Annotated in this window: 15 protein-coding genes; 7 read left to right on the top strand and 8 right to left on the bottom strand. The window is 66.5% G+C overall.

Annotation, left to right across the window (positions count from 1 at the left end):
- Positions 1-11 precede the first annotated feature (11 nt).
- The 4 genes from ACYJSS_RS09460 to nudC all read left to right on the top strand — a co-directional run bounded on the left by ACYJSS_RS09460 (position 12) and on the right by nudC (position 4,852).
- Positions 12-1,337 (top strand): amino acid permease, encoded by a 1,326-nt coding sequence (locus tag ACYJSS_RS09460; protein ID WP_178082944.1) that lies wholly within the window; start codon positions 12-14, stop codon positions 1,335-1,337.
- A 150-nt stretch (positions 1,338-1,487) separates the two neighbouring features.
- Entirely contained in the window at positions 1,488-2,300 is an 813-nt protein-coding gene (locus ACYJSS_RS09455; RefSeq protein WP_111261339.1) for a crotonase/enoyl-CoA hydratase family protein, read from the top strand.
- Positions 2,301-2,339: 39 nt separating this feature from the next.
- On the top strand, positions 2,340-4,019 hold the full coding sequence (locus tag ACYJSS_RS09450; protein WP_111261340.1) for a ferrous iron transporter B: 1,680 nt from the start codon (positions 2,340-2,342) through the stop codon (positions 4,017-4,019).
- Positions 4,019-4,852, top strand: coding sequence for an NAD(+) diphosphatase (gene nudC, locus ACYJSS_RS09445; RefSeq protein ID WP_236205664.1), 834 nt, complete (start codon positions 4,019-4,021; stop codon positions 4,850-4,852). The genes ACYJSS_RS09450 and nudC overlap by 1 nt, the downstream gene beginning before the upstream one ends.
- Here the strand turns inward: nudC and ACYJSS_RS09440 are convergent.
- A complete protein-coding gene (locus ACYJSS_RS09440) occupies positions 4,829-5,605 on the bottom strand; it encodes a TSUP family transporter (RefSeq protein WP_236205663.1) in 777 nt (258 codons plus the stop codon). The genes nudC and ACYJSS_RS09440 overlap by 24 nt on opposite strands.
- Positions 5,606-5,704: 99 nt before the next feature.
- On the opposite strand from ACYJSS_RS09440, the gene ACYJSS_RS09435 reads away from it, so the two are divergent.
- Complete coding sequence (locus ACYJSS_RS09435; protein WP_236205662.1) at positions 5,705-6,355, top strand: hypothetical protein; 651 nt, start codon at positions 5,705-5,707, stop codon at positions 6,353-6,355.
- 77 nt (positions 6,356-6,432) lie between these two features.
- Here the strand turns inward: ACYJSS_RS09435 and ACYJSS_RS09430 are convergent, their stop codons facing one another.
- The 4 genes from ACYJSS_RS09430 to ACYJSS_RS09415 form a co-directional block, all read right to left on the bottom strand.
- A complete protein-coding gene (locus ACYJSS_RS09430; protein WP_173178796.1) occupies positions 6,433-7,200 on the bottom strand; it encodes an SDR family oxidoreductase in 768 nt (255 codons plus the stop codon).
- Between the two features lie 25 nt (positions 7,201-7,225).
- A complete protein-coding gene (locus tag ACYJSS_RS09425) occupies positions 7,226-8,296 on the bottom strand; it encodes a phosphotransferase family protein (RefSeq protein WP_236205661.1) in 1,071 nt (356 codons plus the stop codon).
- Between the two features lie 209 nt (positions 8,297-8,505).
- Positions 8,506-8,820 carry an SCP2 sterol-binding domain-containing protein gene (locus tag ACYJSS_RS09420; protein WP_021221784.1) on the bottom strand — a complete coding sequence of 105 codons (315 nt, stop codon included), beginning with the start codon at positions 8,818-8,820 and terminating at the stop codon, positions 8,506-8,508.
- A gap of 59 nt (positions 8,821-8,879) precedes the next feature.
- Complete coding sequence (locus ACYJSS_RS09415; RefSeq protein WP_111261346.1) at positions 8,880-9,590, bottom strand: histidine phosphatase family protein; 711 nt, start codon at positions 9,588-9,590, stop codon at positions 8,880-8,882.
- A 209-nt stretch (positions 9,591-9,799) separates the two neighbouring features.
- Between ACYJSS_RS09415 and sohB the strand changes: the two genes are divergently transcribed.
- Complete coding sequence (sohB, locus tag ACYJSS_RS09410; RefSeq protein ID WP_111261347.1) at positions 9,800-10,825, top strand: protease SohB; 1,026 nt, start codon at positions 9,800-9,802, stop codon at positions 10,823-10,825.
- A 37-nt stretch (positions 10,826-10,862) separates the two neighbouring features.
- Here the strand turns inward: sohB and ACYJSS_RS09405 are convergent, their stop codons facing one another.
- Positions 10,863-11,300, bottom strand: coding sequence for a hotdog fold domain-containing protein (locus tag ACYJSS_RS09405; protein WP_111261348.1), 438 nt, complete (start codon positions 11,298-11,300; stop codon positions 10,863-10,865).
- 110 nt (positions 11,301-11,410) lie between these two features.
- Here ACYJSS_RS09405 and ACYJSS_RS09400 point away from each other — a divergent pair, with 110 nt between their 5' ends.
- Positions 11,411-11,989 carry a TetR/AcrR family transcriptional regulator gene (locus ACYJSS_RS09400; RefSeq protein ID WP_111261349.1) on the top strand — a complete coding sequence of 193 codons (579 nt, stop codon included), beginning with the start codon at positions 11,411-11,413 and terminating at the stop codon, positions 11,987-11,989.
- A gap of 706 nt (positions 11,990-12,695) precedes the next feature.
- Here the strand turns inward: ACYJSS_RS09400 and ACYJSS_RS09395 are convergent.
- Both ACYJSS_RS09395 and ACYJSS_RS09390 read right to left on the bottom strand, forming a co-directional pair.
- The gene (locus ACYJSS_RS09395) at positions 12,696-13,196 is read right to left on the bottom strand and encodes a DUF934 domain-containing protein (RefSeq protein ID WP_111261350.1); all 501 of its coding nucleotides are present in this window, start codon (positions 13,194-13,196) and stop codon (positions 12,696-12,698) included.
- Complete coding sequence (locus tag ACYJSS_RS09390) at positions 13,180-14,838, bottom strand: nitrite/sulfite reductase (protein ID WP_111261351.1); 1,659 nt, start codon at positions 14,836-14,838, stop codon at positions 13,180-13,182. Before ACYJSS_RS09390 ends, ACYJSS_RS09395 begins: the two co-directional genes overlap by 17 nt.
- Positions 14,839-14,864: the final 26 nt, after the last annotated feature.

Raw genomic sequence — 14,864 nt, 5'->3', positions numbered from 1 at the left:
GGGCAGGCACCATGGGGTTCTGGACCTGCACCGCGCTGGTGGTGGGCAACATGATCGGCTCCGGGGTCTTCCTGCTGCCCTCCAGTCTCGCGGCCTATGGCGGCCTGAGCCTGTTCGGCTGGCTCATCTCCAGCACCGGGGCGGTGATCCTGGCCCTGACCTTCGCCCGCCTGGCCCGGCTCAACCCCGGTGCCGGCGGGCCCTACGCCTATACCCGCGACGGCTTCGGCTCCTTCGCCGGCTACCTTTGCGCCTGGACCTACTGGAAGGCCGCCTGGATCGGCAACGCGGCCATCTCGGTGACCCTGGTGGGCTACCTGCAGGTGTTCTTCCCGGCCCTGCGCGACCCGCTGCTGACAGTCGCCACCGCCATCGGTGCCATCTGGCTCTGCACCCTGATCAACCTGCGCGGCATCGGCGCCTTCGGCCTGGCGCAGAACATCCTCACCGCCCTCAAGCTGATCCCCTTGCTGCTGGTGGGCGTGCTCGGCTGGTTCTCCTTCCACCCCGAGTACCTGCGCATCCCCGCTGTCAGCGAGCTGCCGCCCGGTTCCGGCGGCTACGCCAAGGCCATCGCCACCACGGCGGCGCTGACGCTCTGGTCCTTCATCGGCCTGGAGTCCGCCACCGTGCCGGCCGATCACGTGCGCGACCCCAAGCGCACCATCCCCCGTGCCACCGTGTTCGGCACGCTGGTGGCGGCGGCGGTCTACATCCTCTCCATCACCGCCGTGCAGGGCGTGCTGCCGCCCGAGGTCCTGGTGCGCTCCACGGCGCCCTTCGCCGATGCGGCGCGGGTGCTGATCGGCGACTGGGGCTACCACCTGGTGGCGGCCGGCGCGGTCATCGCCTGCCTCGGCGCGCTCAACGGCTGGGTGCTGCTGCAGGGGCAGATCCCCATGGCCACCGCGCGCGACGGCCTGTTGCCCGAGTCCCTGGCCAGGACCAACAAGCACGACGTGCCGGCCAACGGCCTGCTGATCTCCGGCGTGCTGGTCACCGCCCTGGTGCTGGTGGACGGGCAGGGCGACCTGGTGGACGTGTTCAACGTGATCATCCTGCTCGGCACCATGACCGGCGTCGTGCCCTACGCCTTCTGCACCGCCGCGCTGCTGCAGCAACTGGCGGTGCAGCCGGGGGACTTCTCCGCCAGCGAGCGGGGCCGCCTGGTGGCCATCGGTGTGCTCGGTTTCGCCTACTCGATCTGGGCGCTCTACGGCACGGGCGAGCAGGCGATCTTCTGGGGATTCCTCGTGCTCATGGCCGGCATCCCGCTCTACACCTGGCGCCAGTGGCGCAACCGGGTGCACGGGGAGGCCCTTGGCTCGCGTCGTTGAGCGGCGTTGCAAGCGGCTTGTCACTGCCATGGCGTGTCCTGCATCACAGAGGTCGCCTTCGACTTTCATCGAACGCTTGATATAGTTGCCGGATTCAAAAAACCTGAAATTTCTGACAGGCCAGCACCAGAACTGGCGAGGATGACTGCCGTGTCCGACTACAAAGCCTTTCGCGTAGAACTGGCAGACAAGATTGCCCACGTCGAAATAAACCGCCCCGAGAAAATCAACGCCATGAACGCGGATTTCTGGGTCGAGATCATCGACATCTTCCGTTGGGCGAGCGAGAACGACGAGGTCCGCGTGGTGGTCCTCTCCGGCGCCGGCAAGCACTTCTCCTCGGGCATCGACCTGATGCTGCTGGCGTCGGTCGGCGCCCAGCTGGGCAAGGATGTGGGGCGCAACGCCCTGGCGCTGCGGCGCAAGATCCTCGAACTGCAGGCCTCCTTCAATGCGGTGGACACCTGCAGCAAACCGGTGCTCGCTGCCATCCAGGGCTACTGCCTGGGCGGCGCCATCGACCTGATTTCCGCCTGCGACATGCGCTACTCCACCACCGATGCCCAGTTCTCCATCAAGGAGATCGACATCGGCATGGCCGCCGACGTCGGCACCCTGCAGCGCCTGCCGCGCCTCATCGGCGACGGCATGATGCGCGAGCTGGCCTACACCGGGCGCACCATCGACGGCGAGGAGGCCCGCTCCATCGGCCTGGTCAACCGTACCTACGCCGACCGCGACGCGCTGCTGGAAGGGGTCTTCGCCCTGGCCCGCGAGATCGCCGCCAAGTCGCCGGTCGCCGTGCGTGGCACCAAGGAAATGATCCGCTACATGCGTGACCACCGTGTCGACGACGGCCTCGAATACATCGCCACCTGGAATGCGGCGATGCTGCAATCCGCCGACCTGCGTGTGGCCATGGCCGCCCATATGAACAAACAGAAGCCGGAATTCGCCGACTGATGCTGTACGAGAACTCCGCGCGGGAGGCGCGCTAGACCCATGGTCACTGGAGCCACTTCCCTGAGCCTGGTGCGCGACGAGCTGTTCGCCACCATTGAACAGGCCGAACAGAGCCTCGAGCAGTTCATCGTCGAGCGGCAGAACGGCAGCCTGCTGCAACAGGCCGTGGAAAGCCTGCAGCAGGTGCGCGGCACCCTGAACCTCATCGAACTCACCGGCGCCGAACTGCTGGCCCAGGAAGTCCTGGACCAGGCGACCGACATCCCCGCCGGTGTCGGCGAGGAGCGTGACACCCAGCTGGCGGCCCTGAGCAATGCGCTCTACGTCCTGCGCCGTTACCTGGAGAACGTCGACGCCCATCGCCAGGAAATGCCCGAGCTGCTCCTGCCGGCGATCAACGAACTGCGCCAGGCCGCCGGCCAGCCGGCGCTGCCGGAAAGCTTCTTCTTCAGCGTGCGCCTGGACCAGGCGCGCGTTCCCGCCGCCGCCAACCTGCCCGAGACCGGCGCCCAGGACCTCCTGGCCCGCCGCCTGCGGCAGATGTACCAGGTGGGCCTGCTGGGCTTCATCCGCGAGCAGAACACCCAGGCCAGCCTGAAGCTGATGGGCCGCGCCCTCGGTCGCCTCGACAGCCTCTACGCCATCGATCCGCGCGCACGCCTGTGCTGGATCGGCGCCGCCGCCGTCGAGGCCGTCCTGGACGGCCAGCTGCTGCCGCGCAAGGCTCGCAAGCAGCTGTTCTCGCGCATCGACCGCGAGCTGAAGCAGCTGCTGGCGAACGAGCTCTACGAGGCGCCCCGCAGCCTGCAGAAAGAGCTGCTCTACCTCGTCGCCCTGGCCGATACCCAGGGACCCCGTGCGAGCGAGCTGCGCACCGTCTTCGGCATGACCGCGCTGCCCTTCACCGACCACCTGCTGGAAGAGGAATACCAGCGCCTGGCCGGCCCGGGGCAGGCAGTGATGCGTTCCCTGTCCTCGGCCATCCGCGAGGAACTGGCCAGCGTCAAGGATGTGCTCGACCTGATCGAGCGCGGTACCGCCCAGGCGGACAGCTTCGGCAGCCTTCACGCGCTGCTGGGCAAGCTGGCCAAGACCCTCGGCATGGTCGGCCAGACCTCCGCCGCCAATGCGCTGCACGCCCAGTTGCCGGTGGTGGCGGGCTGGAGCGAGGCGACGCCGGCCGCGCCCGAGTCCCTGCACAAGCTGGCGGACGCGGTGCTCTACGTGGAAAGCATGGTCGCCGACCTGGAGCGTGGCGAGCGCCGCGAAAGCCGCCAGGCCGCCGCCCAGGCGATGACCGAGTCCGAATCCTTCGCCCAGCACCAGCTGACCGAGGCGCGCATTGTGGTCATCGATGAGGCCCAGGCGGGCCTGGCCATGGCCAAGCGCGCCATCACCGCGTACCTCGAGTCCAACGGCGACAAGCTGCACCTGGCCAACGTGCCCCTGACCCTGCAGGCGGTGCGTGGCGGCCTCTGGTTCCTCGGCCAGGAACGTGCGGCCCTGCTGGTGGGCGCCTGTGGCGACTTCATCCAGAAAGACATGATCGAAGCGCCGCAGATGCCGTCCGAACAACTGCTGGAAACCCTGGCCGATGCGCTGACCAGCCTCGAGTACTACCTCGAGGGGGGCGGCGTGCTGCGCCCCGACGCCCAGCCGAGCGTGCTCGACCTGGCCGCCGAGAGCGTTCGCGCCCTGGGCCTGTCGGTGGCTGCCTGATGGCTGGCGAACGCTGGCAGCCCGGCCTGCTCGATGCCGGTCGCACCGGTGGCTGGGCCCTGGCCCATTGCCGCCAGCAGTTCCTCGCCGATGGCAACGGCGTGCTGTTCCCCCGGGAATGGCTGAAGCGCCAGGACCTGCCGATCCTCTCCGAACACGGTATCGGCCATTTCGATGGCGACGAGATCTACCTGCTTGAGCTGGCGAGCACCGCCGATGTGCCCGGCAGCGCCTGGGTCGGCCTGCGCCAGCTGATGATGCAGGGCGATCCGGACACCTTCCGCATGCTCGGCTTCGCCACCCAGATCGGCACCTGGGCCGACCATCACCGCTTCTGCGGCAGCTGCGGCGCGCGCATGAGCCAGGTGAGCGGCGAGCGTGCCATGCATTGCCAGAGCTGTGGCGTGCACCATTACCCGCGCCTGTCGCCGAGCATGATCGTGCTGGTGACCCGTGGTGATGAGCTGCTGCTGGCGCGTTCGCCGCGCTTCGTCAGTGGCGTCTACAGCACCCTGGCCGGTTTCGTCGAGCCGGGCGAATCGGTGGAGCAGTGCGTGGCGCGCGAGGTGCGCGAGGAAGTCGGCGTGGAGATCGCCACGCCGCAGTACATCGGCAGCCAGAACTGGCCGTTCCCGCATTCGCTGATGCTCGGCTTCCACGCCGAGTACGTCAGTGGCGATATCGTCCCGCAGCCCGGCGAGATCGAGGACGCCCAGTGGTTCTCCATCCATGACCTGCCGCCGTTGCCGGCGAGCAAGTCCATCGCGCGCTACCTGATCGACCTCTACCTGGCGCGTCGCCTGGGCCACTCAGAACCAGTGCTGCCAGGCTAGCCGCGCAGTCAGCGCCAACACCACGCAGATGAATACCGGGCGGATGAACTTCGCCCCGCCGCTGATGGCCGTGCGTGCGCCGAGGAAGGCGCCCGCCATCAGGGCGATGCCCATGCTGATGCCCAGCAGCCAGGCCACCTGGCCACCGACCACGAACACCGCGAGTGCCACGCCATTGCTGACGAAGTTCATGGTGCGGGCCACGCCGCTGGCGCGCACCAGGTCGAGGGGGTAGAGCAGCAGGCTGCTGACGGTCCAGAAGGCGCCCGTGCCAGGGCCGGCGACGCCATCGTAGAAGCCCAGGCCCAGGCCCTGGGGCCACTGGCGACGGCGGGGAATGGGAGCGTCCACGGCGTGCTGGGCGTCCGGCACCTTGCCGAACAGCAGGTACAGGCCACAACCGAACACCACGGCGGGGAGCATCTGGTTCAGCCAGTGGGCCGGCAGCCAATGGGCGATGACGGCGCCGATGGCCGCGCCCAGGGCCGTGGCGATCAGCGCGCCGCGCCATTTGGCCGGCTCGAACAGCTTGCGCCGGTAGAAGGTGTAGCTGGCGGTGGCCGAGCCGAAGGTGGCGCACAGCTTGTTGGTGCCCAGCACCAGGTGGGGCGGCAGGCCGGCGGTGAGCAGGGCGGGAATGGTCAGCAGGCCGCCGCCGCCGGCGATGGCATCGATGAAACCAGCGATGAATGCGACCGCCGCCAGCACCAGAAGGGTGACGGGGTCGACGGCGAAGTCGAGAGGGAAGGGCATAAATGCTCGATCTGTGTCCGATTGCGCAGCGCGGCAACTGGTCGCTGCGCCGGGAGGTCCGCATAATGCCGGCTATTTTGCACAGAAGGAAAGGGTTCCATGCAGTACGACGGCCTGGCCTGGGGCATTGCCCTGCTGGCTCTACTCGCGGCGGTGGTCGCCGCTCGCATCCTCTTCGATCGCAGCTGGTTCCTCGGCTGGCTGCGCGGCACCGTCGGGCTGGCATTCCTCGCCCTGGCGCTGCTGGTGGGCACCGTGGCCTGGGACCTGACGCGCTACGAGCCGTTGCATGCCGACAAGCCCATCGTCACCCTCAATTTCAAGGCCCTCGGCCCGCAACGCTACGAGGTGACCCTGCTCGAGGGGGGCAACGAGCGCAGCGTGCTGCTGGACGGCGACCTGTGGCAGCTGGACGCGCGCCTGCTGCGCCTGAAGGGCCTGGCCGAGCTGATCGGGCTGCAGCCGGGCTACCGCCTGGAGAAACTCTCCGGCCGCTTCCTCGCCATCGAGGAGCAGCAACTGGCGCAGCACCCCGAGGCGGAGCTGGCTGCCAGCCCCTATGGCATCGACCTGTGGCGCTGGCTGCGGCTGAACCAGCGCGACCTGTTCCTCTTCGATCCGCAGGCGCAGCGGGTGACCTACCTGCCGATGGCCGATGGCGCGGTCTACTCCGTCGCTCTTTCGCCCACCGGCCTGCTGGCCCAGCCGCTCAACCCGGTCGCCACCCAGGCGCTCAAGGACTGGCGCTGATCGGCCCTGCATCACCCGTGTCGATGCGCAAACAAAAAGGGAGCCCGGAGGCTCCCTTTTTCATGGGCGGGGTGGCCTCAGGAGAGGAAGCCGCCGTCCACGTTCAGTGCCACGCCGGTGGTGTAGCTGGAGGCGTCGCTGGCGAGGTAGAGCACGGTGCCGGCCATCTCGCTCGGATCGGCCACGCGTTTGAGCGGGATGCGCTGCAGGGCGACGTTGAGGATGGCGTCGTTCTTGGTCAGGGCCGAGGCGAACTTGGTGTCGGTCAGGCCCGGCAGCAGGGCGTTGCAGCGGATGCCGAACTGCGCGCATTCCTTGGCGAAGACCTTGGTCATGCTGATGACGGCGGCCTTGGTCACCGAGTAGATGCCCTGGAACTCGCCCGGGGAGACGCCGTTGATGGACGCGACGTTGATGATGCTGCCACCCCCGTTCTGCTTCATCAGCTTGCCGCCTTCGATGGACATGAAGTAGTAGCCGCGGATGTTGACGTCGACGGTCTTCTGGAAGGCCGACAGGTCGGTGTCCAGCACGTTGCAGAACTGCGGGTTGGTGGCGGCGTTGTTGACCAGGATGTCGAGGCGGCCGAACTGCTCGCGGATCTGCGCGAAGACGCTCTGGATCTGTTCCATCTCGCCGATGTGGCAGGCGATGGCGGTGGCCTTGCCACCCTCCGCGATGATGGCGTCGGCGACGGCCTGGCAGCCGTCGATCTTGCGGCTGGAGACGATCACGTGGGCGCCCTGCTGGGCCAGCAGCTTGGCGATGGCCTCGCCGATGCCGCGGCTGGCGCCGGATACGAAGGCGATCTTGCCGTCGAGGTCGAACAGGTGGGTCTTGGACATGGGGTTCCCCTTGTTGTGAGCCGTGTTACAGCCGTGATTTGCCGATGACCTGCAGGCTCATCTGCTCCAGCAGCTTGTTCATGTGGATGAACTGTGCGAAGCGCTTGTCCTGGGTCTGGCCGTGGAAGAAGCGGTAGTAGATCTGCTGCACGATGCCGGCCAGGCGGAACAGGCCGTAGGTGTAGTAGAAGTCGAGGTTGGTGATCGGCGGCAGGCCGGCGCGCTCGGCGTAGTAGTCGGCGAACGCCTGGCGGCTGAGCATGCCCGGCAGGTGGCTGGGCTGGCGGCGCATCAGTTGCACCGGCGCCGGGTCGGCGGCTTCGATCCAGTAGGCGAGGGTGTTGCCCAGGTCCATCAGCGGGTCGCCGATGGTGGTCAGCTCCCAGTCGAGCACGCCGATGATGTTCATCGGGTTGGCCGGGTCGAGGATCACGTTGTCGAAGCGGTAGTCGTTGTGCACGATCGCCGGCTTGTGGTGGTCGGCGGGCATCTTCTCGCGCAGCCAGGCCTTGACCGGCTCCCAGGTGGGGGCGTCGGGGGTCAGGGCCTTCTCGTAGCGGTCGCTCCAGCCCCCGATCTGGCGCTGCACGTAGCCTTCCGGCTTGCCCAGGTCACCCAGGCCGCAGGCGTTGTAGTCGACGTTGTGCAGCTCGACGAACTTGTCGATGAAGTTCTTGCACAGCTCGCGGGTCTTGGCTTCGTCGAGGTTCAGCTCGGCCGGCACGTCCGCCCGCAGGATCACGCCCTTGACCCGGTCCATCACATAGAACTCGGCGCCGATCACCGACTCGTCGGTGCAGTGCACGTAGGCTTTCGGGCAGTAGGGGAAGCCGTCGTTGAGCTGGTTGAGAATACGGAATTCGCGGCCCATGTCGTGCGCGGACTTGGCCTTGTGGCCGAAGGGCGGCCTGCGCAGGACGAACTCGCGCTCCGGGTATTCCAGCAGGTAGGTCAGGTTCGAGGCGCCACCGGGGAACTGGCTGATGCGCGGCGTGCCGGTCAGGCCGGGGATATTGGCCTTGAGGTAAGGATCGATGGCTGCGGCGTCGAGCTCTTCGCCTTCGCGGATGCGGGTGGACTGATCAGTAAGCGTCATGCTTATCCCTTCTACTTATGATGAGGGCCCGAGATTATTCGCTAATCTAATGCCGCCCCGAGGGCGTCACAAGGGCGAAGGGCCGTTATAGGCAGGCGTGTTGCAGCACAATCAAACTGCCTGATTAGCCCGGATTCACCTGCGCCGGGCGAAAAAAAAACCGGAGCCCTGGGACTCCGGTTTCCTTTGTTCCTGGTCAGCTCGAAAGCTTAGACCGGGAAGAGCTCGCCGAGCTTCATGGCGAGCATCATGTCGCCTTCGGCGCGCAGTTTGCCGCCCATGAAGGCCTGCATGCCGTCGGTTTCACCGGTCATGATGCCGACCAGGGTCTCGGTGCTCATGATCAGGGTGACGTTCGGGTTCGGGGCATCGCCTTGCTGTACGTCGCAGGTGCCGTCCTTGACGACCAGGTAGTGGTTGTCGCCATCTTCGATGTTGAACTGGAATACCAGGTCCAGGCCAGCGGCGGCACCGGCGTTGAACTTGGACTGCATGTTTTTGACGATGTCAGCAACTGTGGTCATGGTTCTATCCTTTATTTTTCAGGTTTTTCTAGCGGCCCGGGAGCCGCAGTGGGCCGTGCTCATCGATAGGTGATGAGCTCCGGCGCCCTCAACAGTTCCAGATGCACATGACTGTTGAAGGAAGCTAGCGCCACTTCGCTGCCACGGAACTTCAGGCGCGAGAGCGAAGTATTGACGATCTGCCAGTTGAGTTCGAATGCGCGGTCCGCCGGCACGCCGGCCACATGGTGGAGCAGGGCGGTGATGGTACCGCCGGAGGTGAAGACCGCGATGTTCTGTTTGCTTTCGGCGTGTTGCAGCACACGTTCCAGCCCGCCCGCGACCTGGTCGTGGAAGGCCTGCCAGCTCTGCAGCTCGGTGCTGTCGTAGTCGCCCGCCACCCAGCGCAGCACCAGCTTGGAGAACAGGCGCTGGAACTCGGCGCGGTTCTGCGGGGCGTTGCGCATGATGTGCAGGGCTTCGGGCTCCTGCTCCAGCAGGCTGGGCAGCAGTGCGCGTATCACGGCGTCTGCGTCGAATTCGTTGAAGGCCGGGTCGGTGTCCACGGCGGGTGCGTCCAGGCCGGCGGCACGGAAGCGCGAAAGCGCGGCTTCGGCGGTGTGTTGCTGGCGCTGCAGGCTGCCGGCGACGCAACGGTCGAGGCGCAGTCCGAGGCCGGCGAGATGGTCGCCGAGGACTTCGGCCTGGCGAACTCCGACGGCGGAAAGCACGTCGTAGTTATCGGCGCCGAATGAAGCCTGGCCATGTCGGATCAGGTAGATGCTGCCCACGTACGCTGCCGTCCCGGGACGTTGAAAGTTTCGCGAGGTTATGGGGAAGCTCTGGGGCTGTCAACGAAAAAACATACGCTTGTTTGAATGCATTCCCGCTATTTATTAAGCGGTTTTTCCGTCTCTGGTGGATGACCGATGGGGGCGGGTATGCTTGGCCGGTTTCGCGCCTGCCACAGCGGGCGTCAGTCGATCCCAAAGGGGGTGTTGTGGAGTTCCTAGCCGATTACGCGAGCTTTCTCGCCAAGACGATAACGCTGGTGGTGGCCATCCTGGTGGTCCTGGTGGCGATAGCTGCCGTGCGCGGGCGAGGGCGTCGCGCGGGCGGTGGCCAGCTGGTGGTGACCAAGCTCAACGATTTCTACAAAGGGCTGCGCGAGCGCCTGGAGCACTCGCTGCTGGACAAGGACCGCATCAAGGCCCTGCGCAAGGAAGAGGCCAAGGCCGCCAAGGCGGCGAAGAAGGCCGGCGAGCAGAAGCCGCGGGTCTTCGTCCTCGACTTCGACGGCGATATCAAGGCCTCGGCCGCCGAGCAGATGCGCCACGAGATCACTGCGCTGCTGACCCTGGCCACCCCCGCTGACGAAGTGGTGCTGCGCCTGGAAAGCGGCGGCGGCATGGTGCACAGCTACGGCCTGGCCTCCTCGCAGCTGGCGCGCATCCGCCAGGCGGGCATCCCGCTGACCGTGTGCGTCGACAAGGTCGCTGCCAGCGGCGGCTACATGATGGCCTGCATCGGCGACAAGGTGCTCTCCGCGCCCTTCGCCATCCTCGGTTCCATCGGCGTGGTGGCGCAGCTGCCCAACGTGCACCGCCTGCTGAAGAAGCACGACGTCGACTTCGAGGTGCTCACCGCCGGCGAATACAAGCGCACCCTCACCGTGTTCGGCGAGAACACCGAGAAGGGCCGGGAGAAGTTCCAGGAAGACCTGGAGACCACCCACGAACTGTTCAAGAACTTCGTCGCCCGCTACCGCCCGCAACTGGCCATCGACGAGGTGGCCACCGGCGAGGTCTGGCTGGGCATGGCCGCGCTGGACAAGCAGCTGGTGGATGAGCTCAAGACCAGCGACGAGTACCTGGCCGAGCGCGCCCGCGAGGCCGACCTGTTCCTGCTCAACTTCATCGAGAAGAAGAGCTTGCAGGAGCGCTTCGGCCTGGCCGCCAGCGCGGCCGTCGACCGGGTGTTGCTGAACGGCTGGGGTCGCCTCAGCCAGCAGCGCTTCTGGCAGTGAATGAAAGAGGCCCGGAGTGATCCGGGCCTCTGCGCTTTCACGCCTTGCTCAGGTACATGGTGATCTCGGCGCGCAGCACGGCGGTGTCGCCGACATAGGCCATGACCGGGACCTTGATATCGCCCAGCACCGACCAGTCCACCGCGCTGCCATCGGCCACCGCGCGCACGTCGCCATTGGCCTTGGCCAGGTATTCCACGGTCATGCCGCGGGGAATCCAGCGGGTGCCGGCGGGGATGGAGGCGTCGGTCATGGTGCCGGCCACCAGCTCGGCGGCGTTGCACAGGGCGATGGCGTGCACGGTGCCGATGTGATTGAGCACCTCGCGACGCTTGGGAAAGGTGATCTCGGCGTAGCCCGCGCGCAGTTCGACAAACTGCGGGGCGATGCTGGCGAAGTAGGGGGCGACCTGGCCGATCATCGCGCTGAACTGCGCTGCACCGGCCTGCTGGAACATCTGCAACATCTGGCTCATGGGTTCCGATTCTCTCGTGAGTGGATTGAAGATGAGCGCGCGCCGCAGCAGTATACGAGTATTAGAAAAGAATTCTAGAATTATATTCTAGTCATTTCACCGGGAGTTCCATGGCTCGTTCCTCGCGCAAAGACGACATCCTCCAGGCCGCCCTCCGGTGCTTCACCGAGGAAGGCGTGGACGCCACCACCATCGAGATGATCCGCGACCGTTCCGGCGCCAGCATCGGCAGCCTCTACCACCACTTCGGCAACAAGGAGCGCATCATCGGCGCGCTTTACCTCGCCGGGGTCGGCCAGTACGCCGCGCTGCTGCAGGAGGGGCTGGCCAGGGCCGCCGATGCCGAGGCCTGCGTGAAGCTGCTGGTCACCGCCTATATCGACTGGGTGGTGGCCAACCCCGATTGGGCGCGCTTCGTCCTGCACAGCCGCTCGCGGGTGGAGGCGGGGGAGGTGGGCGACCAGTTGCGCGAAGCCAACCGCGAACACCACGCGCGCATCCTCGCGGCGTTGCAGGGGCACCGTGAGGCGGGTGCATTGCGGGCCCTGCCCGAGGACTGCTTCGCCTCGGTGGTGATCGGCCCGACCCACGACTTCGCCCGCAACTGGCTGGCCGGTCGCACCCGCACGAGCCTCGCCGACTGTCGCGACCTGTTGGCCCAGGTGGCCTGGGAAAGCGTGCGGGCGTGAAGCGGTGATCGGCAGGCCAGGTTGAGGACGCAGACACGATCCACGCACCGTTGGGCCTCGCTGCGCTCGGCGCCAACCTACGGTGCCACACCCACCTAAGGAGCTGGCCGGTGCGTAGGGTGGATGACGCTCCTTTCATCCACCAGGCGGTGCTGCAGGGAGGCGCGGAGTCAAGGCAGCCCTGCGGCCTGCTTGGCGACTGAAGTCGCCCCTACAGGCTGTGTTTGGCCTGTAGGTCGGGTGCGAGCCGGCGTTTGCTGTGATGGGTTTCGCTACGCTCTACCCATCCTGCGGCGCCGAGCCAACCCACGGTGCCGACCGGTGTGTAGGGTGGATGACGCTCCTTTCATCCACCAGGCGGTGCTGCAGGGAGGCGCGGAGTCAAGGCAGCCCTGCGGCCTGCTTGGCGACTGAAGTCGCCCCTAGAGGCTGTGTTTGGCCTGTAGGTCGGGTGCGAGCCGGCGTTTGCTGTGATGGGTTTCGCTACGCTCTACCCATCCTGCGGCGCCGAGCCAACCCACGGTGCCGACCGATGCGCAGGGTGGATGGCGCTCTTTGATCCACCAGGCGATGCCTGGCCTGGCACAGGGTCCGCCCCATGAAACGGCGTGCGCCCCGGGCTGAAGCCCGGTCCACGTTGGCGGGTTCACGCCCAATAAAAAGCCCCGCAGGTGCGGGGCTTCTTCTTCTTCTTCGGCTGCGCGGCTCAGGCCGAGCGGCGGCGGAACAGCGGCAGGGGCTGGTCGCTGGACGCCTGGTAGACCTCGGAGTAGTCCTCGAACGCCTTGAGCGCGTCGTAGGGGTCCTTGTCCGCGCGCAGGGCGAAGGCATCGAAGCCGCAACGCTTGAGGGCGAACAACTGGTCGCGCAGCACGTCGCCGATGGCGCGCACTTCACCCTTGTAGCCATAGCGCTCGCGCAGCAGGTAGGCGGTGGAGGAGTGGCGGCCGTCGGTGAAGGCCGGGAAGTTCAGGGCGATGACCTTGAAGTTGTCCAGCTGGTCGGCGATCTCCTCGATCTCCTCGTCCGCGTCGAGCCAGACGCCGAGGCCACCGTCGCGGGCCTTCAGCGCATGGGCGTGATCGCGCCACAGGGACAGCGGCACGATCAGGTCGTCGCAGTTGGACAGGCCGTCGAGGGTCGCGTCCTTGTCCAGCAGGTGCCAGGTCTCGTCGATGACCTGGTTGTTCTTAATGATTCGCTGCATAAACGCGCTCCTTGAAGGGGTCGATGCCGATGCGGCGATAGGTGTCGAGGAACTGTTCTTCCTCGGTGCGCTTCTCCACGTAGACGTCGATGATCTTCTCGATCACATCGGGCATGGCTTCCTGGGCGAAGGACGGGCCGAGGATCTGCGCCAGGCTGGCGTCGCGGCCGGCGCTGCCGCCGAGGGACACCTGGTAGAACTCCTGGCCCTTCTTGTCCACGCCGAGGATGCCGATGTGGCCCACGTGGTGGTGGCCGCAGGCGTTCATGCAGCCGGAGATGTTCAGGTCCAGGTTGCCGATGTCGAACAGGTAGTCCAGGTCATCGAAGCGACGCTGGATGGCTTCGGCCACCGGGATCGACTTGGCGTTGGCCAGGGAGCAGAAGTCGCCGCCCGGGCAGCAGATGATGTCGGTCAGCAGGCCGACGTTCGGCGTGGCGAAGCCCAGCTCGCGCAGCTCGTTCCAGAGGGTGAACAGCTGAGCCTGCTCGACGTCGGCGAGGATGATGTTCTGGTTGTGGCTGTTGCGCACTTCACCGAAGGCGTAGCGGTCGGCCAGGTCGGCGACGGCATCCAGCTGCTTGTCGGTGATGTCGCCGGGGGCGACGCCGGTGGGCTTGAGCGACAGGGTCACGGCGGCGTAGCCGGGGCGCTTGTGGGCGATCACGTTGCGCTGGCGCCAGCGGGCGAAGCCCGGGTGCTCGGCATCGAGCCGGGCGAGGGCGGCGCTCTGGTCGTCCAGGGCCTTGTAGGCGGGGTCGACGAAGTGCCTGGACACGCGCTCGACTTCCGCCTCGGTCAGGGTGGTCGGGCCGTCCTTCAGGTGCGCCCACTCGGCGTTGACGCGCTCGGCGAACACCTCGGGGGTCAGCGCCTTGACCAGGATCTTGATGCGCGCCTTGTACTTGTTGTCCCGGCGGCCGTAGCGGTTGTACACGCGCAGGATTGCGTCCAGGTAGCTCAGCAGGTGCTGCCAGGGCAGGAATTCGTTGATGAAGCTGCCGACGATCGGGGTACGGCCCAGGCCGCCGCCGACGGAGACACGGAAGCCCAGCTCGCCGGCTTCGTTCTTCACCGCTTCCAGGCCGATGTCATGCACTTCGATGGCGGCGCGGTCGGTCACGGCGCCGTTGACGGCGATCTTGAACTTGCGCGGCAGGTGCGAGAACTCGGGGTGGAAGGTGGACCACTGGCGGATGATCTCGCACCAGGGGCGTGGGTCCACCAGCTCGTCATGGGCGACGCCGGCGAACTGGTCGGTGGTGGTGTTGCGGATGCAGTTGCCGCTGGTCTGGATCGCGTGCATCTGCACGGTGGCCAGCTCGGCGAGGATTTCCGGCACGTCTTCCAGCTCCGGCCAGTTGAACTGGACGTTCTGGCGGGTGCTGATGTGGGCGTAGCCCTTGTCGTAGTCGCGAGCGATCTGCGCCAGCTTGCGTACCTGGGTGGAGGAGAGCAGGCCATAAGGCACCGCCACGCGCAGCATCGGCGCGTAGCGCTGGATATACAGGCCGTTCTGCAGGCGCAGGGGGCGGAACTCCTCGCCTGAGAGTTCCCCGGCCAGGTAGCGGCGGGTCTGATCGCGGAACTGCTTGACGCGGTCCTCGACGATCCGTTGATCGTACTCGTCGTATACGTACATGAAATGTCCTGTTGTCAGGCTGCTTG

The sequence above is a fragment of the Pseudomonas sp. No.21 genome (genome assembly GCF_054558415.1).
Note: the sequence above shows the minus strand (reverse complement) of the source record. Positions and strands in the feature narration are given on the sequence as shown.